Annotated in this window: 15 protein-coding genes, 1 tRNA gene and 1 pseudogene; 8 read left to right on the plus strand and 9 right to left on the minus strand. The window is 58.7% G+C overall.

The genetic code is table 11. The features are described from left to right. The first annotated feature begins 6 nt into the window (after positions 1-6). From uvrY to M5C71_RS24790, 4 genes are all read left to right on the plus strand, one after another. Positions 7-645, plus strand: coding sequence for a UvrY/SirA/GacA family response regulator transcription factor (gene uvrY / locus M5C71_RS24775; protein ID WP_100939313.1), 639 nt, complete (start codon positions 7-9; stop codon positions 643-645). A 2-nt stretch (positions 646-647) separates the two neighbouring features. Further along, positions 648-2,471 (plus strand): excinuclease ABC subunit UvrC, encoded by a 1,824-nt coding sequence (gene uvrC, locus M5C71_RS24780; RefSeq protein WP_248768927.1) that lies wholly within the window; start codon positions 648-650, stop codon positions 2,469-2,471. 32 nt (positions 2,472-2,503) lie between these two features. Then, positions 2,504-3,073: a CDP-diacylglycerol--glycerol-3-phosphate 3-phosphatidyltransferase gene (gene pgsA, locus M5C71_RS24785; protein WP_248768928.1), complete on the plus strand. Its 570-nt coding sequence runs from the start codon at positions 2,504-2,506 to the stop codon at positions 3,071-3,073. A gap of 63 nt (positions 3,074-3,136) precedes the next feature. Further along, a tRNA-Gly gene (locus tag M5C71_RS24790) sits at positions 3,137-3,212 on the plus strand. Between the two features lie 236 nt (positions 3,213-3,448). Here M5C71_RS24790 and M5C71_RS24795 read toward each other — a convergent pair. The 7 genes and pseudogenes from M5C71_RS24795 to M5C71_RS24825 form a co-directional block, all read right to left on the minus strand. After that, a pseudogene (locus M5C71_RS24795) lies at positions 3,449-3,686 on the minus strand (IS3 family transposase); the annotation flags it as partial. A gap of 26 nt (positions 3,687-3,712) precedes the next feature. Further along, the gene (locus tag M5C71_RS24800; RefSeq protein ID WP_103497306.1) at positions 3,713-4,618 is read right to left on the minus strand and encodes a biotin/lipoyl-binding protein; all 906 of its coding nucleotides are present in this window, start codon (positions 4,616-4,618) and stop codon (positions 3,713-3,715) included. After that, positions 4,615-5,367, minus strand: a complete 753-nt coding sequence (locus M5C71_RS24805) for an ABC transporter ATP-binding protein (protein WP_103497305.1) — start codon at positions 5,365-5,367, stop codon at positions 4,615-4,617. The genes M5C71_RS24800 and M5C71_RS24805 overlap by 4 nt, the downstream gene beginning before the upstream one ends. Positions 5,368-5,375: 8 nt before the next feature. Continuing rightward, entirely contained in the window at positions 5,376-6,506 is a 1,131-nt protein-coding gene (locus M5C71_RS24810) for an ABC transporter permease (protein ID WP_248768929.1), read from the minus strand. Continuing rightward, positions 6,506-7,927, minus strand: a complete 1,422-nt coding sequence (locus M5C71_RS24815; RefSeq protein WP_247263050.1) for a TolC family protein — start codon at positions 7,925-7,927, stop codon at positions 6,506-6,508. Before M5C71_RS24815 ends, M5C71_RS24810 begins: the two co-directional genes overlap by 1 nt. Positions 7,928-8,310: 383 nt before the next feature. Further along, complete coding sequence (locus M5C71_RS24820; RefSeq protein WP_103497303.1) at positions 8,311-9,372, minus strand: ATP-binding protein; 1,062 nt, start codon at positions 9,370-9,372, stop codon at positions 8,311-8,313. After that, a complete protein-coding gene (locus M5C71_RS24825; protein ID WP_103497307.1) occupies positions 9,369-10,118 on the minus strand; it encodes a response regulator in 750 nt (249 codons plus the stop codon). The genes M5C71_RS24820 and M5C71_RS24825 overlap by 4 nt, the downstream gene beginning before the upstream one ends. A gap of 454 nt (positions 10,119-10,572) precedes the next feature. Between M5C71_RS24825 and M5C71_RS24830 the strand changes: the two genes are divergently transcribed. Continuing rightward, on the plus strand, positions 10,573-11,190 hold the full coding sequence (locus tag M5C71_RS24830) for a TetR/AcrR family transcriptional regulator (protein WP_248768930.1): 618 nt from the start codon (positions 10,573-10,575) through the stop codon (positions 11,188-11,190). 252 nt (positions 11,191-11,442) lie between these two features. Then, the gene (locus M5C71_RS24835; RefSeq protein ID WP_248768931.1) at positions 11,443-12,714 is read left to right on the plus strand and encodes an outer membrane protein transport protein; all 1,272 of its coding nucleotides are present in this window, start codon (positions 11,443-11,445) and stop codon (positions 12,712-12,714) included. Between the two features lie 67 nt (positions 12,715-12,781). Here M5C71_RS24835 and M5C71_RS24840 read toward each other — a convergent pair whose 3' ends face one another. Continuing rightward, positions 12,782-13,567, minus strand: coding sequence for an SDR family oxidoreductase (locus M5C71_RS24840; protein WP_103497301.1), 786 nt, complete (start codon positions 13,565-13,567; stop codon positions 12,782-12,784). 66 nt (positions 13,568-13,633) lie between these two features. Then, positions 13,634-15,094 carry an efflux transporter outer membrane subunit gene (locus tag M5C71_RS24845; RefSeq protein WP_248768932.1) on the minus strand — a complete coding sequence of 487 codons (1,461 nt, stop codon included), beginning with the start codon at positions 15,092-15,094 and terminating at the stop codon, positions 13,634-13,636. 224 nt (positions 15,095-15,318) lie between these two features. Between M5C71_RS24845 and M5C71_RS24850 the strand changes: the two genes are divergently transcribed. Both M5C71_RS24850 and M5C71_RS24855 read left to right on the plus strand, forming a co-directional pair. Further along, positions 15,319-16,428 (plus strand): efflux RND transporter periplasmic adaptor subunit, encoded by a 1,110-nt coding sequence (locus M5C71_RS24850; protein ID WP_248768933.1) that lies wholly within the window; start codon positions 15,319-15,321, stop codon positions 16,426-16,428. After that, positions 16,425-19,487, plus strand: a complete 3,063-nt coding sequence (locus tag M5C71_RS24855; RefSeq protein ID WP_248768934.1) for an efflux RND transporter permease subunit — start codon at positions 16,425-16,427, stop codon at positions 19,485-19,487. The genes M5C71_RS24850 and M5C71_RS24855 overlap by 4 nt, the downstream gene beginning before the upstream one ends. The last annotated feature ends 46 nt before the right edge of the window (positions 19,488-19,533 follow it).

Below are 19,533 nucleotides of genomic sequence, written 5' to 3' on the forward strand. Positions count from 1 at the left end.
GTCTGCTTGATTAGGGTGCTAGTAGTCGATGACCATGATCTTGTGCGTACAGGCATTACGCGGATGTTGGCGGATATCGACGGTCTGCAGGTCGTGGGACAGGCTGAATCGGGAGAGGAAGCGTTGCTCAAGACGCGGGAGCTCAAACCCGATGTCGTCCTGATGGACGTCAAGATGCCTGGCATCGGCGGCCTGGAGGCCACGCGTAAATTGCTGCGCAGTCATCCGGACATCAAAGTGGTGGCGGTGACCGTCTGTGAAGAAGATCCGTTCCCGACCCGCTTGTTGCAGGCCGGAGCAGCCGGTTACCTGACCAAGGGCGCGGGCCTGGCGGAAATGGTCCAGGCGATTCGCCTGGTGTTTTCCGGGCAACGCTATATCAGCCCGCAGATTGCCCAGCAGTTGGCGCTCAAGTCCTTCCAGCCGGCCAGTGACTCTCCGTTCGACGCCTTGTCCGAGCGCGAGATCCAGATTGCGCTGATGATCGTCGGCTGCCAGAAAGTCCAGATCATCTCCGACAAGCTGTGCCTGTCGCCGAAAACCGTGAATACCTACCGCTATCGGATTTTCGAGAAGCTGTCGGTCAGCAGTGATGTCGAGTTGACGCTTCTGGCGGTTCGCCACGGCATGGTCGATGCCGGCTGACAATGACTGACCTGTTCGATTCCAGTGCCTTCCTGTCGACCTGTAGTGGCCGCCCCGGCGTCTACCGCATGTTCGACGGCGACGCGCGCCTGCTTTATGTGGGCAAAGCCAAGAACCTGAAGAAGCGTCTGGCCAGTTACTTCCGCAAGACCGGCCTGGCGCCGAAGACGGCGGCATTGGTGGGGCGTATCGCCCAGGTGGAAACCACCATCACCGCCAATGAAACCGAGGCGCTGCTGCTGGAGCAGACGCTGATCAAGGAATGGCGGCCGCCCTACAACATCCTGCTGCGCGACGATAAATCCTATCCCTATGTGTTTCTCTCGGACGGCGACTACCCGCGGCTGAGCATTCACCGTGGGGCCAAGAAAGCCAAGGGCAAGTATTTCGGGCCTTACCCGAGCGCCGGGGCGATTCGTGAGAGCCTGAGCCTGCTGCAAAAGACCTTCCTTGTCCGCCAGTGCGAGGACAGCTACTACAAGAACCGCACCCGGCCCTGTCTGCAGTACCAGATCAAGCGCTGCAAGGCGCCGTGTGTCGGGTTTGTGGAGCCCCAGGTGTATGCCGAGGATGTGCGTCACTCGGTGATGTTCCTCGAAGGGCGCAGCAATGCCCTGACCGACGAATTGAACGCCGGCATGGAACAGGCGGCCAGCACCCTCGATTTCGAGCGGGCGGCGGAGCTGCGGGACCAGATCTCGCTGCTGCGCCGGGTCCAGGATCAGCAGAGCATGGAAGGGGGCACCGGCGATGTCGACGTGGTCGCGGCCTTCATCAACCCGGGCGGCGCTTGTGTGCACCTGATCAGCGTGCGCGGCGGGCGAGTGCTGGGCAGCAAGAACTTCTTCCCGCAGGTTGGTATCGAGGAAGACGTGTCCGAAGTGCTGATGGCGTTTCTCGGCCAGTACTTTATCGGCAGTCCCGAGCGCGACCTGCCGAGTGAACTGATCGTCAACGTGGTCCACGAAGACTTCCCGACCCTGATCGCCGCGATTGATGGGCTGCGCGGCCGAGAATTGGCCATCAGCCATCGGGTGCGCGGTACACGGGCGCGCTGGCAGCAATTGGCGGTGACCAATGCCGAACAGGCCCTGGGTGCGCGCCTGGCGGATCGTCAGCATATGGCCGCACGCTTCGAGGCCCTGGCCGAAGTGCTGAACCTCGACGAGCCACCGCAGCGCCTGGAGTGTTACGACATCAGTCACTCCAGTGGTGAAGCGACGGTCGCGTCCTGCGTGGTATTCGGCCCGGAAGGCCCGATCAAATCCGATTATCGCCGTTACAATATCGAAGGCGTTACGGCCGGCGACGATTACGCGGCGATGCACCAGGCGCTGACCCGGCGTTTCAGCAAGATCAAGGATGGCGAGGGCAAGTTGCCGGACATCCTCCTGGTGGACGGTGGCAAGGGCCAGTTGTCCATGGCGCGCGATGTGCTCGATGAGCTGTCGGTGCCGGACCTGATCCTGCTCGGCGTGGCCAAGGGGGCGACGCGCAAGGCCGGTTTCGAGACCTTGTACCTTAACGACGCGGCCCATGAATTCACCTTGAAAGGTGATTCGCCGGCCCTGCATTTGATCCAGCAGATCCGCGACGAAGCCCACCGTTTTGCTATTACCGGGCATCGGGCGCGGCGCGGCAAGACCCGCCGAACCTCAACCCTGGAAGGGGTGGCGGGGGTGGGGCCGAAGCGTCGCCGTGAACTATTGAAACATTTTGGTGGATTGCAGGAGCTGTCCCGTGCCAGCATCGACGAGATCGCCAAAGCACCCGGGATCAGTAAAAAGCTCGCTGAGTCGATTTATGCAAGCCTGCACAGCGAGTAGAATGCCTTTCAACCTCGTAGCCAGTTGTGCCGATGAATATCCCTAATCTGATCACCGTTCTACGCGTCGTACTCATTCCGATTTTCATTTTGCTGTTTTACCTGCCTTACCAGTGGAGTTACACGGCGGCCAGTTCGGTGTTTGCCTTTGCGGCGGCGACGGATTGGCTGGACGGCTACCTGGCCCGTCGCCTGGAGCAGAGCACGCCGTTCGGCGCGTTTCTCGACCCGGTAGCGGACAAGCTGATGGTGGCCGTGGCGCTGGTCTTGCTGGTGCAGGAGCATGGCAACCTGTGGTTGACCTTGCCGGCGGCGGTGATCATCGGTCGTGAGATCGTGGTTTCGGCCCTGCGCGAGTGGATGGCTGAAATCGGGGAGCGGGCGCAGGTCGCCGTTTCCAACATGGGCAAATGGAAAACCGCGGCGCAGATGCTGGCGTTGGTGATCCTGCTGGCCAACCCCTCGGACTTCAGCTTCTGGGTGCTGGTGGGCTATGCCTTGCTGATGGCGGCGGCGGTGCTGACCCTGTGGTCGATGCTGCAGTATCTGCGGGCGGCGTGGCCGCATTTGAAGTTCAATTCGGAAAATCCTGAAAAGAAATAAAACTATTTTGAATCAAGGGGTTGACGGGGTGCGTAGATTCTATAGAATGCGCATCACCAAGACGCGGGAATAGCTCAGTTGGTAGAGCACGACCTTGCCAAGGTCGGGGTCGCGAGTTCGAGTCTCGTTTCCCGCTCCAAATATAGCGCCGCAGAGTTCCATTGAATTCTGCAGGCGATTGAAAACAGGACCTTCGGGTCCTTTTTTCGTTCCGGCGGGTACCCTGAAATCCAGCGCCATAATGAACAGCTCAATGCTCGTTGACTGCCAGTTGCTAGGATAGAACAGTTCCGTTTTCAGCCGGCCGAAGCAGCCTTCACAAGCCGCTTTGTCAGGCGAGCATCCCTTGCGCGACATCGAATGATGTCAGTTCTGCATTCGGGCTCGATGATAGAAATTAGAGCTTCGGGCCAAGCCCAGCGCTTCAAACGGCTCTGACAAGGAGTTAGGGCATCAGCCCGCAATGTCTTCTCACGATTGGTCAGGACTTGCCGGTCGATGCCCGTATCTTTTTTATGAGTTCATTCGCCTTCATCAACAGGTCGTACTCAAGCTGTAGACGGCGCACGTTGAACCGAAGAGATCCAAGTTTCCGTTCCAACTCTTTTCGTTCCGATGACGATGGAGTTTCTTGGAGGGCTATTGTGCTCCGAACCGCACAAGCATTCGTTGCCCCACGCGCAGCGACGCCGGAGGGGGCTGGTCGAGTGCCAATATGCATTCAACCATGCGCATATTGGCTCGTACCAATGGGTCGTCTTCGAGTGTGCTGTTACCCAATACCGCGCTGATGCGTACTACATGGGCGGAAAGGGGCGGTAAACCGTTGTCGCTGTCATTCGACACGTAGGCCTTCATCCCTGGGGTCACAACACCGGTAAAGGATTCATTCAGCTCGGCGCGCACGATGCGTGCTTCATTTGGTAGCAATATGAAGGACGGCCCCGATTGTGGAGAGACTGTAGCGCCAGGCTGGATCAGGCGCCGGACCACCTCGGCTTCGAACGGTGCATAAAGGCTGCGTTGCGCTAGTTCATAGTTCGCGGTGGTGAGTTTTCTTGCTGCCATTTCAGCTTCGCCATGGTTCTTTTCAATGTCGTCGCGCAACTGCTCGGCAGCCTCCCGGGCGTCATCGGCGCTCTGGATGTCACCAGCGCCCGCAGTAGCAGCCGCCATCAGGCGTTTGGCTTTCTCGTCGGCAAACTTGAAGCGTCTTTCCAATTGCCTGTTTTGATCCTTTACTCGCTGTTGCTCGGCCTGTGCCGTGTGCACGGCCAGGCGTGAGAGTTCGCTGTCCAATGAGGCCAGCAACTGACCTCTCTTGACGTGGTCGCCTTCTTTGACCTTGATATCGATAACCACACCGTCGCGGGTGACACCCAGTTTGAGCAATCCTCCTTCCACATCAATACGTCCACGGGCAACAGCCAGATAGGTGGGGTTCAAGACCGCCGCCTTCGGCGGTGCTTCGTCCCGCGGGCAGCCGGTCAAAAAGAAAAGTGCGCTAGTCAGAACCAGCCATGGGCCAAGTGAATGCGAGTTCATAAAGAGTGTTCCTGGGGGCCGGTAACGTTGGCCGGTCGAAGGGAAGGGGAGTGATCGCTCAAGATGCGGCCGTCTTCTATGGTCAAGACACGGTCCGTATGGCTGACCAGGCGCGGGTCGTGGCTGACACACAGCACGGTCGTACCGCGTACACGGGCAATGCGGTGCAATATGTCGATCACGATTTGGCCGTTGGCGGAGTCCAGGGCGCTGGTTGGTTCGTCGGCGAACAACAATTCGGGCGTTTTGGCTACGGCGCGAGCGATGGCGACACGCTGCTTTTCGCCGCCGGACAGCTCGGCCGGACGCAACCTCATGCGCGGTCCCAGTCCGACTTCTTCTAGTGCCTCAATGGCGCGCCTTTGCACTTCCTTTTGTGGGAGTCCGAGATAGCTCAGAGGCAGTTCGACCTGTTGCAATGCACTCAGGGCCGGAAACAGATTGAAACCCTGGAATACAAAGCCCGTGTGATGGAGGCGAAAGCGCTCCAGTGCCCGTGCGTCGAGCCCTGCCAGATCTTGTCCCAACGCCATGACCCGGCCTTGATCGGGACGCTGCAAGCCGCTGAGAATGGCCAGCAGGGTGCTTTTCCCGCAACCAGAGGGCCCCGAGATCAATGTCAGCTCGCCCGGCCGTACTGACAGGGTGAGTTCATGCAGCACGCTGGTGGCGACCCGCCCTGACGCAAACGACTTACTGATACCCTTGGCCTGAAGCGTGAAGGGGGTTACCGATATCTGGTTTTTCATGGACTGTGTTATCTCAAAAGACTCGCCGGGTCGGCGTGGCGTAAGGAGCGGATGGCGGCCAGGCCGGAGACCAGCGCCAGGGCCAAGCTCAAGAGCAGGCAAGTCCCGGCCGCAACAGGTGAAAGTTCCACTGGCACGTTGAAGTGCCCCGCAAGCGCGAAGAGCGCGCCAGCCAGGATGCTGCTGCCCAGCAGTCCCAGCGCCCCGACCCAGAGCGCCTGCTCCATCACCACTTTGCGCAGAGCATTCACGCCGACGCCAAGGGCGTTCAAGGTCGCGTATTCGCGGATTGAACCAATGACCGCGGCCACCAGGGTCTGGCTGGTAATCACCGCGCCCACCAGGAACACAATCGCCGCCAGAAACAATACGCCGGCTCCGGCCCCGGTATCGAACATCCAATACATCTGCGAGCGGTAAGCGAATTGTTTTGCTGTCCACACCGCGTAGTTGCCAAACGCTGGCGCGCCGTTAAGGCGATTGGCAACGGTATCTGCCTGGCTTGGGTCGCGCACCTTGGCCACGAGGTAGGTGATTCGGTCGACGGCGGCGGAGGGATCGAGTTGCTGGGCCGTGGCCAGTGACGCCACGACGTTTACCCCGCCCAGTGCCCGCAACCCGCTAGTGATACCCACTACGCGCACCCGACGACCGTTGATGGTGGCTGCGTCTCCGAGGTTAACCCCCAGGTTACCCAGGTCGGCCCGGTCGACGATCACGGCACCGGGCTCGTTCAGACGTGCACGCAGCGTAGCCGGCAGTACGCGTTCAAACATCAAGCCTTGCGGCCCGGCCTCGATGCCGGAGACAAATACCGAGACGCCTCCTGTATCACGTGTGCCACGCCAATCGGCGTCCACCCAGCGGAACGGCTCCACCCTGAGTACATCGGGATCCATCCGCAACCGCATCTCCACATCTGAATCGATCGGCCTTCCCAGGTTGACGCTTTGGGTGCCGGGATAACCCACCCAGAGATCGGCTCTAGAGCCGGTGATGTACACGCTGGCACTACCGAAGATCCCCAGTACCAGGGCGGCCTGGAGCAATTGCAGCAAACCGGCGAAGCCCACGGCAATCATCGCGGGTAGGAAGCGGCGCCACTCATGGATCAAGGTTTGACGGGCGAGTGCAACCATCAGTCAGCATCCTTCAGGGGGGCTACCGGCAACGGCGCGCCGCCGAGCGCCTTGTACAGCGCTACATAGGCGATATTGCGCTCGGTACTGGCCCTGTCGGTCCGTTGTTGGGCGCGCAGTTTTTCCACCTGGGCACTTGCCAAATCCAGGTTGCTCAGCAGTCCCGCTCGGGACCGCTGTTGCAATGCATCCAGGCGCGCCTGCGTGGCGGCATAGGCCTGGCGGGATGATTGCTCGCGCAAACGCAGTTGCTCCAAGTCGCTCATGGCGATTTCGGCTTCGGCGACGCCCTGCAATACCGATTGCCGATAAGCCAGTACCGCGGCTTGCATTTGATGGTCCTTGGCTCGCGCATTGGCCACACGCAGGCCCCAGTCGAACAATGGGATACTGATCCCCGGTCCGACCGAGAAGATGCTGTTGCCGGAGGGAGTCCGCTTGCGATTGCTGGCAATGTTCAGCGACCACTGCAGTGATGTGCCGAAGTTGATGTGCGGATAAATATCAGCCTGGCTCATGCCCAGCTCTCCGGCTGCGATAATGACCTCGGCTTCGGCGCTGGCAATTTCAGGGCGCGTACGCAGCAGGTCTGTCGGTACGCTGCTGAGTTGCCATTGGCCAAGCTTGGGTTGCAGCCCTGGTTGCAGCCAAAGAGGTTCCGGGCCAGTCTGGCCCGACAGTAATGCTAACTGTTGCGCGTTGCGGCTTATCAACTGGCGCGGCTTGGCCAGAGCCATCTCGGCCTGCGCCAGTTCGGCCCGGGCGCCATCAACGTCCGAGAGTGGCGCCAATTTTAAATGCTCGCGAACGAGTACCAGCTTTAGTTTTTCACGCTGAATGTCGCGGACTGTTGCCAGGGTACGTTCCATTTGTTGCGCAGACCGCAGCTCGATCCAACACCGAGTGACCTCTGCGACCAACGACACCTGGACGGTGCGCAAGTCGGCTTCTACCAGCGCCTGGTTTCCCTGGGCGAGGCGATTGGCACTCTGTTTTGCACCAAACAATGGAAGCTCCCACAATGCATCGAACCCGATCAGGAAGTACGAAGTGCTGGTATCGGGGCTGACGGAATCTCGGGTCTTTATGCCCAGCGTGGGCCGGAAAGGCGACTGGGCATGCTGGCTCAGTCCCCGTGTTGCACGCAGGCGTTCCGTTGCTTGAGCCACGTTCAGGTTGTTGCGCAGCGCCTGATCGACCAGAGCATCCAGCTTTGGGTCATTGAAGGCGTGCCACCATTGATTAAAGTCTGGTCGCAGTGGCAAAGCATCGGACGGCATGTTGCGCCAACTGTAGGGGGTCGGGGCTTTCAACGCCGGCAATGGGGCGACCGAACAGCCGGCCAACACCGACACCACCAGCGATAGAGTACACAGAGTTCGATAGGACTCCGGTCTGATAAGATGTTTAATCGTAGTCACCTACATGTGCAGATGTTGCTGTTTCGGAAGGTGTGATCGTGTTGACTGGATATGGTTGTTCCGGCACTGATCAATACGCCAGTCAATGGGGCGGTAATCAATCCGTAAAAATATGCATCCGTGGTCCTGGTGAGTGAAATGCCGAGGTCGTACAGTGTCCGTTTCTCGCGATCTGAAAATATTTAAATTATCAAAGCGATGCGAGGGGATTCATTCAAGTAAATTTCACGTCGTTGACGTTTGTCCGGTGGCCCTTTTTTATATTAAACCGCAGCTATTGAAAACAAGGCGGTGTCCACGCGAAGCGAGTAAGGAAAAGTGTCGGTATTGCTTTTTCCTAAAGCGTCTCAATACAGCGATGCACACGGTGATCACTTTTTTGATTAGGCTGGCCAGCTGAGTTCGAACAGTGTTCCCCTGTTTGCCACGCTGCGACAGATAATGGTTCCTCCATGGGCAAGGGCGATGGCTCGCACGACAGCCAGACCTAACCCGCTTCCACCCTGGGCCCTGGACCGAGAGTTTTCACCGCGCTGGAACGCTTCAAAAATATGCTTGGCGAGTTTTTCATCAATGCCAGGGCCTTCATCTTTGACTCTCAGGTAATTGATTTCATTTTTGCTACTAAGCTGCACGATGACATTTCCCGGTGTGGCATGCCGTCGAATATTATCCAAGAGTGCCAATAACGCTTGCCGAATCCTCGCCGGGTCACAGCGCAAAGGCCGTCTTTGCAGATCCAGTTGTAGAGCAAATCCAGCAGACTGCAGAGTGGGCTCGAATAACTGCGCATCGGCCTCGATCTCAGTGGCCAGATCCGATTCCTGCAGGGTAAGTTCGAGGTGTCCGCCGTCCGCCAAACCAACCACCCGAAGATCTTCGATCAATCGGGTCAATCCTTCGACTTGAGTCAGCAAACTATAGAACTGCGAGGTGTCCGGTTCGAATACGCCTTCAGCCAAGCCCTGTAAACGTCCACGCAAGATGGTCAGGGGAGTGCGTAGTTCGTGTGCAATCGCCGCATTCCAAAAAGCCTGTTCTTCTGCCATGCGCTTCAATCGTTTAGCCATGCTATTAAAATCGTCCACTAATAAGGCGGCTTCTCCCAGCGACTGGTCGCCGGCCACCGCTCGAGCATCAAGGTCGCCATCGGCCAACTTTCGAAGACTACCGGCCACGGAGTTCAGGGGCATTAAAATTCGCCGAGATAACTTTATCGCCGCGATGGCCCCCACGCCCAAACTGACACCGGTGGTCAATATCATCCATGCCCACTCGATCTTTGTCGGTAACCACTCGTCCAGCTCCGCACTGGTAGGAGGCCAGAGCGTCCATAGCAACGCATAAAAAACATAGGAGCCCACTATGGCCAAGGCTATGACGCAGAGCACCACGGCAGACATGGACAAAACAATCTGCCGGCTCAAGCCATTAGGCATCCTCATTCGATACTCCCGAATCGGTAGCCAACGCCTCGAATACTCGCAGGCACACCCTGTAGTCCCAGGTCTTCGATCTTTCTGCGTAACTTGCTGAGATGGCTGTCGACTGTCCGCTCCAAGCTCTCACTATCCGGTGAACAGGCGGCCAGCAATTCTGCCCGGCTGAATACTCTCTTGGGCGATTTTGCCAACTGAGCCAGTAACTTGAACTCCGTTACCGTCAAGGAAAGCGGGAATTTTTCAGCGCCGATGCACACCACGACTTCATGACTTTCGATGTCGATTTCAAATGCATCCACGCGCAACACATTACGACAGGCGCTGTAGCCATAATTGCTCGATCGTCGCAAAACCGCCTGGGTCCGTGCGACTACTTCGGCCGGGTTGAACGGTTTGACAATGTAATCGTCGGCACCGATACGCAGGCCCATCAGTTTGTCCATGTCCTGGTCCTGTGCCGTCAGCATGATCACCGGAGTGTTGCCCCGGTGTCGAACCTCGGCGAGCACCATCCAGCCGTCCAAATTCGGCATCAGCACATCCAGCAGCATGAGATCCGGCTTGAGTGTCTGATGCATTTCAAGGGCGCGACGACCGTCAAGGGCGTGGGCCGTTCGAAAGCCGGCGCGTTTCAAATAGGCCGTCAGAATATCCGCGATTTCAGGCTCGTCTTCCGCGATCAGTACAAGCGCCTTGGACTCTCTGGCACTGTCAATTCGGGGCGCCGATGCCGCGGGGAAGTCGCTCATGTCGTACTCTGTCAATGTGTTGTGGGCTTTCTTGTGCATATTCCCACGGTTATCTATCTTGTCCATGATCAAAGATCGAATCTTGGATCACAGAAGCTATGTCTTGCCGATTTTGGCCTTCGCATACCGATGTGGAGGAGTCGAAGGGGCTTCATAACCGCCGACAGAGCGCGCTCCATTGGGTTGAATTGTCTATAAGAAGGGTGGAGAGATATGGGAGGTTCTGTGGAGGAATGATGGAGAGCCGAAATATTTATTTTGGTTTTTCCCATCGTGGCAGCGGCTCATCGCTGTCAAAATAACGAGTATCGATCAGAAGCGGCTCGTAACTGGGGTGGAAGGCATCCAGTAGATTGCGTAGACGCAGTCATATCCTCAGAATGATTTTTTTCGTGACGATATTACAACTCGGTCACTGGTTGTCAGCCGCCTTTGAGGTGAGTAAGCTGTTTGCATGAACCAGCCAATACCAGCACCCAGCGTCCGTGGTCCAGTGGACCATGAGATCCGAGACCAGATTGTCGCGGCGGCCAACGAACATTTCAGTCAATATGGTTACGGCAAGACCACTGTGTCCGACCTGGCCAAGGCCATCGGGTTTTCCAAGGCTTACATCTACAAGTTTTTTGATTCCAAGCAGGCGATCGGCGAAGCCATTTGCAAAAATTGTCTGACGCAAATCGTTGCCGCCGTGGAGAAGGCCATCAATGTCGATGGTATTTCGCCAACGGAGCGCTTTAGACGTTTGGTCAAGACCCTGGTGGCCACGGGCGCGGACTTGTTCTTCAATGACCGAAAGCTCTACGACATTGCCGCGTTTTCTGCCTCGGAGCGCTGGCCAAGCTCGGAGGTCTATGACGCACAAATCAAAGGCTTTGTGTTGCAAATCGTACGGGAGGGGCGAGAACTCGGTGAGTTCGAGCGCAGAACGCCACTGGACGAGACGGTAGATGCGATACATCTGGCACTACGGCCTTTCGTCAATCCGTTGCTGTTGCAGTACAACCTCGATCTCATCGAGGACGCCCCCACGCTCACCTCCAACCTCATCTTGCGTAGCCTCATGCCCTGAGCTTCGGCTGAGGGCTGCATATCCTTCCAATGTAACGACGCGTTGCCCCCTCTGCGATTCCCCCCCTCAATGAAAGGTATTCATTTGCCTGAATTGTGACTATTGACACAAATGGTCACATGAATAAGTATGGCGCTTCCGTTCTTGAGAGATCGCCATGATTCGGAGCCGCTGCAGGCCTCCGTTTTTCTCCGGTCAGGTCTTTACCCGCTCCATCCAGCCATTTCAGCTGCTGTTCGAAGGGTTCTAATAATGAAAAAAATATTGCTCAGGACCCCACTAGGCCTCGCGGTTGCGCTCGCAACTTCTCATGTGCTTGCGAGCGGTTTCGCTCTGAATGAACAAAGCATCAGCGGGATGGGAACCGGGTTTGCCGGTCGCTCGTCCTCTGCTGAAGATGCGAGCACCGTTTATGGTAATCCGGCGGGCATGTCTCGCTTGAAGAGGGAGCAGGTCAGTTTGGGGGTGGCGACGCTTTTCGCGAAGTCCGAGATAAGCCAAACCCGCAGCACATTCGGAGGCCAGGAAGATGGCGACATGGTGCCCACGACTGCGGTACCTATGGGTTACTACGTCAAACCTATTGATGAGCACTGGGCGTTCGGCGTTGGGTTTTATGTGCCTTTCGGCCTGATTACCGATTATGGCAGCGGCTTTGCCGGGCGTTACTACGCTAACAAAAGCGAGATCACGACACTTACGTTCCAGCCCACCGTCAGCTATGCCTTTAACGACAAAGTTTCGATCGGGTTCGGCCCCACCATCAATCGTATCAGCGGCGAGTTGTCCGGGATGGTGCCCAATCCGCTCAGTCCTGGTCGCAACGACGGAAAACTCAAAAGCACCGGCGACGATACGGCCCTCGGTTTCAACGCCGGCATTCTGGTGCAGGCTACAGATCGAACTCGCCTCGGATTGACCTACCATTCCAAGGTGAGTTACCACCTGGATGCCAAGACCAAGGTCACCAACGGCATCTTTGGCGTGTTGGGGGTTAGTGGCCGCAGCTATGACGCTTCGCTGGATGTGGATACGCCGGAGTCAGTGGACTTCTCGGTAACTCATCAGCTCAGTAATGACTGGACTCTGTACCTGGGGAGCACCTGGACCCGCTGGAGTCGCTTCAAGGAGTTAACCATCGAGAACAAGGGTTTACCGCCTTCATTAAGCGGCTCGCTGGGCACTGTTACCGAAGAACAGAACTGGCATGATACGTGGGCTCACGCTATCGGTACGGCGTACCAACTGAACGAGCATTGGGTGCTTCGTGCAGGCTTGTCAGTCGACCAGTCGCCCACCAACAACACCAATCGTGGACCACGTATTCCAACGGGTGACCGAACGGTTATCAGCTTCGGTGCTGGCTGGACTCCGGTGGACAATGTCACAGTCGATGTCGCTTATTCCTATCTGTGGGAAGAGAGCGTGCGGGTCAACGATACTTCGGCAACCCAGGGAGCCTACAGCGCCAAGTACAAAAACAGTGCGAGTGGTTTCGGGACTTCAGTCAGCTATCGCTTCTGACCGAGTCCCGCTTTAGCGGCCGGGAGTGTAGGCTGACTCCCGGCTTTTAGAGCATTTCGCCGTGTTTTCAGGCGCCCATGATGCGTGCCATGAGACCTTGGTGGAACCGACGCGGCGTGGCCCAGGTCAGGACGGTCATAGCCTTGTTGCCAAAGCCCGGCACGACACTCAATCGTCCGGCTTGCAGCGCTCGAATGCCTGCGCGGACCACGGGTTGTGGCTGCATCATGATCATTTTCAAGGCTGGCGTAATCGTTTGCCTGGCGCTTTGTGCAAAACCGGTATCCGACATCCCCGGACAGAGTGCCGTCACGATGACGCCGTCGCTTTTGAGTTCACGATGCAACGCATCAGAGAAGCGCAGCACGTAGGCTTTAGCGGCAGAGTAAACGGCAAAATTCTTCACGCCTTGAAAAGACAGCAGGCTGGCGACCATCAGGATGTGTCCACGCTTGCGGGCTCGCATGTCTAGCGCGAAGACGTGAGTCAGGGCCGTCAGACTGGCGATATCCAGATCGATCATGGCCAGGGAGCGATCCAGGGACTGATCCAGAAAAGGCCCTTGCAATCCATGTCCCGCATTGTTGATGAGCACATCGACCACTATTTTGCGCTCGCTCAGCCGCTGATGCAGTTCGATGACCGCGGGGATCGACGACAGGTCTACTTGCTCGACGATCACATCGATGGCGAAACGCTGGCGCAACTGCGCTGATAACGCTTCGAGCTTATCCAGTCTGCGTGCTACCAGGACAAGCGATTTCCCCTGCGCGGCATATTGTCGGGCAAACTCCTCGCCAAATCCGCTTGAAGCGCCTGTGATGAGTACCCAGGAATGTTCGTTTGGTTTCATATCGATGATCTCGGGTTGTTGAGCCAATAGAGGAGGGGGTATGAAGAACTGCCGGGGCTGATCAACTCAGCGACTGGCCACTGGTTTGGTTTCTGGCGGTTGCCAGCCACCCCCCAGGGCCCTGAATGCAGCGACCGCCGCCCGTGCCGATTCCGTTCGCGCTTGCGCCCTGGCATCTGAGGCTTGCAGCAGTGTCTCGTCGGCAGTCAGAACATCGATCAGGCTGGCCGTGCCTTTCTGATAGGCAATGAACGACGACTGCTGAGCCTGTGCCAACGACGCTTCGCCCCGGGTGAGGGTGGTTGTCTGGGCCTCTCGATTCACCAGTGCGGAGAATGCGTTCTCAACGTCCTCGGTGGCGCGCAGTACGGACTGGCGATATGCGGCGAGGGCTTCGGCTTCCTGTCCCTTGGCTTGATCGATTTGGGCGTTGATGCGGCCAAAGTCGAAGAGTCTCCAGCGCAGACCTAATGTGCCCGCCGACTGGCTGGCGCCGTTGCTGAAAAGATTGCCGCCGGATAGGGAGGTGGCGCTGCCCAGCAATGCGCTGAGGGAGAATTTGGGGTAGTACTCGGCAACTGCCTCTGCGATGCGCGCATTGGAGGCCGCGAGGCGGCGTTCGGCCACGATGAGGTCTGGCCTGCGGCGCAGCAAATCGGCCGGTGTTCCTGTGCCCTTTATCTGCGGCGCGAGAGGAATGTTTCCCGCGTTTGCCAGTTGCGTGCGATGAGTGCCGGGCGGGGTGCCTAACATGATATCCAATGCATTCATTGCGGCATCCAGGCCAGTCTGCAGAGCCGGCACTGTCGCTTGGACCTGGGCCAGCGTGCCCTCGGTCTGGCGAACCTGATAGCTGGCGGCGAGGCCCTTGCTGTAGAGCAGTTGGACCTTCTCCAGCAGTTCCTGCTGCGTTTTGACCTGTTGGTTCGCAATGTTCAGGCGGGCCTGCAATCCTCGGACGGTGATGTAGATATCGGCGGTCTGCGCCGAAACCGCCAGCCTTGTGGCTGCGGCGCCCGCCTCGGAAGCTTGGTACTCGGCCAATGCTGCTTCGCGTCCACGACGCAGGCCACCAAAGAGGTCCACCTCCCAGCTGGCACCGAGGTTGAGTTCGTAAGCACTTCCGTACCGATCATAGCCAGGCGTTGAATTCAGCACCTGGCCGAGCGGGGTTTCGACTGATTGGTGGGCGCGCGCAGCCTGGCCGCTGATATTGCCCGAGGGTAGTAAAGCGGCATTGGCCGAACCCAGGCCCGCCCGCGCCTGCGCGACTCGCGCCGAGGCCTGCGCCAGGTCCAGGTTCTGCTCGAGTGCCTTGGCGACGAACTCGGTCAGCGCCGGATCATCAAAGCCTTCCCACCAGTCCACGAGACTGGCGGGCATCGCCGCGGGCCGCTGTTCGACAAGGGGCTGACCCAGGAAACGGTCCGGAAGCGGAGCGTCCGGACGGTGGTAGTCCGGACCGACCGCGCAACCTGCCATCAAGCTGGCGCTCACCAAAAGAGCTACGGGGCGGAAAGAAGGCATTGAGATTCCTTGAGTCGAAAATGATTTGTGACTATATTTCATAATGGTCACTCGTTGTCAATTGACGCTCATGGGCTAAATAATCTGGAGGGGATACAGAAGGCGTCGGTGCATATAGCCGCGTTGATGTTGCGCAGTTTGGCACCCTGAATGTGACCATTGACAGTAATGGTTACTAGTCTGAGAATGTGGCTCCTGTCCTATTCCATTCAGTAAGGGTACCTATGCACCGGCTTCGACCTATCACCATTGCCGCTTGCTTGTTGCCTCTCGTCCTGGCGGCGTGTGGCGATTCATCCACCGCCCAAGATCCGCGCACGCTTGCGCCCCTGGTCAGGGTCTCTGAGGTTCAGGGTTCGTCCGACACCGCGCGATCTTTCACCGGTGTCGTGGCGGCTCGCGTCCAGAGTGATCTGGGGTTCCGGGTGTCAGGCAAGGTACTTGAGCGTCTGGTCGATACCGGTCAGGCGGTCAAGCGTGGTCAGCCGCTCATGCGTCTCGACCCCATCGACTTGGGGTTGCAAGCACGAGCGCAGCAGGAAACGGTCGCTGCCGCCAAAGCCCGAGCCAAACAGACCGCGGATGACGAGGCTCGCTATCGCGACCTGGTTGCCGCCGGTGCCATTTCCGCCTCGAGCTACGACCAGATCAAAGCCGCAGCCGATACCGCGAAGGCGCAACTGAGCGCCGCGCAAGCCCAGGCTGACGTGGCCCGTAATGCGTCGGGCTATGCCGTGCTGCTCGCGGACGCCGACGGTGTTGTGATGGAGACGTTCGCCGAGCCAGGGCAGGTGGTCAGCCCTGGGCAAATCGTGATTCGACTGGCGCGGGCCGGGCAGCGCGAAGCCATCGTGCAGTTGCCAGAGACGTTGCGTCCGGCCACCGGGTCCACCGAGCAGGCGACGCTTTATGGCAACACCTCGGGGGCGGTCACTGCGAAGCTGAGGCTGCTTTCCGACTCGGCGGATCGTGTGACGCGCACCTTTGAGGCGCGGTATGTATTGGAGGGCGCGCTGGCCAATGCGCCGCTGGGTTCGACCGTCACCCTTCGGATCGCCGAAGGCTCTGCGCAAGGGCCGGTCCTGCAAGTTCCTATCGCTGCCGTCTATGACCCGGGCAAGGGAACGGGTGTGTGGGTCATTGCCGGCGAACCGGCGAAAGTCAGCTGGCGACCTGTTCAGGTCCTGGGCTTGAGCGACGACGCCGCCCGAATAGCCGGTGATCTCAAGGTTGGCGAGCGTATTGTCGGGCTGGGCGCGCATCTACTGCGCGATGGCGAGGAAGTGCGGCTGACCCAACAGGGTGATGTGAAGGTTGCCGGGGGCCGTCAATGAGCCTCAATTTATCGGCGCTCGCCGTTCGCGAGCGTTCTATCACGGTGTTTCTGATCTTCCTGATTGCCGTCGCGGGTACGCTGGCGTTCTTCCAGCTGGGGCGTGCGGAGGACCCGCCGTTCACAGTCAAGCAATTGACCGTCATCACTGCCTGGCCGGGCGCGACGGCCCAGGAGATGCAGGATCAGGTCGCAGAACCCTTGGAAAAGCGCCTGCAAGAATTGAAATGGTACGACCGCACGGAAACCTACACCCGTCCGGGACTGGCTTTCACCATGGTGTCGTTGGTCGATCGCACGCCGCCTTCGCAAGTACAGGAGGAGTTCTATCAGGCGCGCAAGAAACTCGACGATGAGGCCGCGAGACTGCCGGCGGGCGTTATCGGGCCGATGGTCAACGACGAGTTTTCCGATGTGACATTCGCGCTGTTCGCCCTCAAAGCCAAAGGCGAACCGCAGCGTCTATTGGTGCGTGATGCTGAGTCGTTGCGCCAGCGCCTGTTGCACGTGGCGGGCGTGAAAAAGGTCAACATCATCGGCGAGCAGGCCGAACGCATCTTTGTTTCCTTCTCCCATGACCGGCTGGCCACCTTGGGGGTCTCGCCCCAGGATATCTTCGCCGCGCTGAACAGCCAGAACCTGCTCACGCCCGCTGGCTCGATCGAAACCAAAGGGCCACAGGTCGTCCTGCGGGTGGACGGCGCCTTCGATAAATTGGCGAACATTCGTGACACCCCCCTTGCGATTCAAGGTCGCACGCTCAAGCTCTCGGACGTCGCGACAGTCGAGCGCGGATATGAAGATCCGGCCACCTTCCTGGTGCGCAATAACGGCGAAGAGGCGCTGTTGCTGGGTGTCGTGATGCGTGAAGGCTGGAACGGCCTGGACCTGGGCAAGGCCCTGGACGCGGAAACGGCCAAGATCAATGAAGGCATGCCGCTGGGCATGACGCTCACCAAGGTCACCGATCAATCGGTGAATATCGACTCGGCGGTCGGCGAGTTCATGGTCAAGTTCTTCGTCGCGCTGCTGGTGGTGATGCTTGTCTGCTTTCTCAGCATGGGCTGGCGGGTCGGTGTGGTGGTCGCGGCGGCTGTGCCGTTGACGTTGGCCGTGGTGTTTGTAGTGATGGCGGCCACCGGAAAGAACTTCGACCGTATTACCCTCGGTTCGCTGATCCTGGCACTCGGGCTGCTGGTGGACGATGCCATCATCGCGATCGAAATGATGGTGGTGAAAATGGAGGAGGGCTACGACCGGATCAAGGCCTCCGCGTATGCCTGGAGCCATACGGCCGCACCGATGCTGTCCGGTACGCTGGTGACGGCTATCGGCTTTATGCCCAACGGCTTCGCACAATCGACTGCCGGCGAGTACACCAGCAACATGTTCTGGATCGTCGGCATTGCCCTGATTGCTTCCTGGGTGGTCGCCGTGGCCTTTACCCCGTATTTGGGCGTGAAGCTGTTGCCGGACATCAAGAAAGTCGAGGGTGGTCACGGGGCCATCTACAACACCCCTCATTACAACCGCTTTCGCCGGATTCTGACCCGCGTCATCGCCCGTAAATGGTGGGTGGCCGGCACTGTGATCGGTACCTTTGTCGTGGCCATTCTCGGCATGGGCCTGGTCAAGAAACAGTTCTTCCCGACCTCGGACCGTCCAGAGGTGTTGATCGAAGTGCAAATGCCGTATGGCACCTCAATCGAGCAGACTAGCGCCACCACCGCCAAAATTGAGGCGTGGCTGCAAAAGCAGGCTGAGGCAAAAATCGTCACGGCGTATGTCGGGCAAGGTGCGCCACGTTTCTATCTGGCCATGGCGCCGGAACTCCCCGATCCGTCTTTCGCGAAGATTGTGGTGCTGACGGATAGCCAGGAGGCGCGCGAGGTCCTCAAGTTCCGTCTCCGCGAGGCTGCGGCCGAGGGACTTGCCCCAGAGGCGCGTGTCAGGGTGACTCAGCTTGTTTTTGGGCCGTACTCGCCATTCCCTGTTGCCTACCGGGTGATGGGGCCTGACCCGTCGAAATTGCGTGAGATCGCAGACCAGGTCGAGGGTGTCATGCAGGCGAGCCCGCTGATGCGGACCGTCAATACCGACTGGGGGACGCTGACGCCGACGTTGCATTTCAGCCTGGACCAGGATCGCCTGCAGGCGGTAGGCCTGACGTCAAATGCCGTCGCCCAGCAGTTACAGTTCCTGCTCACGGGGGCGCCGATCACGGCGGTTCGCGAGGACATCCGTTCGGTGCAGGTGGTCGGTCGCGCCGCGGGTGATATTCGGCTCGATCCCGCCAAGATAGAAGGTTTTACCCTGGTGGGCGCGGCGGGGCAGCGTATTCCGCTGTCCCAGGTCGGAGAGGTTGATGTGCGCATGGAGGAGCCGATCCTGCGGCGACGTGATCGTACCCCGACCATTACCGTGCGTGGCGACATTGCCGAAGACTTGCAGCCGCCAGACGTATCGAGCGCGATCCTCAAGGAACTGCAACCGATCATTGACACCCTCCCTGACGGCTATCGAATCGAGCAGGCGGGGGCGATCGAGGAGTCGGGAAAGGCGGGCAAAGCGATCGTGCCGCTGGTCCCGATCATGGTCGCCCTGACGCTGCTGATCATCATCGTTCAGGTGCGTTCGATCTCGGCCATGATCATGGTGTTCCTCACTGCGCCGCTTGGGCTGATCGGCGTGGTACCGACCTTGCTGGTTTTCAACCAGCCGTTTGGTATCAACGCCCTGGTCGGCCTGATCGCCCTTTCGGGCATCCTGATGCGCAATACGCTGATCCTGATCGGACAGATCCATCACAACGGACAAGACGGGCTGGTTCCTTTCCATGCGGTGATCGAAGCCACCGTGCAACGGGCCCGTCCGGTATTACTGACGGCATTGGCGGCCATCCTGGCGTTCATCCCTCTGACGCACTCAGTCTTCTGGGGGACGTTGGCCTACACCCTGATCGGCGGCACGTTCGTTGGCACCATCATGACGCTGGTGTTCCTGCCGGCGATGTATTCCATCTGGTTCAAGATCCGTCCCGATAATGAGAGGGGCCAATGATTGATCTCGAAGGTCAAAAACAAATCGTAGTCACGGGCGCCGATGC

Origin of the sequence: Pseudomonas sp. MWU12-2345, from assembly GCF_023242385.1 — a bacterium.
Classification (GTDB): domain Bacteria; phylum Pseudomonadota; class Gammaproteobacteria; order Pseudomonadales; family Pseudomonadaceae; genus Aquipseudomonas; species Aquipseudomonas gingeri_D.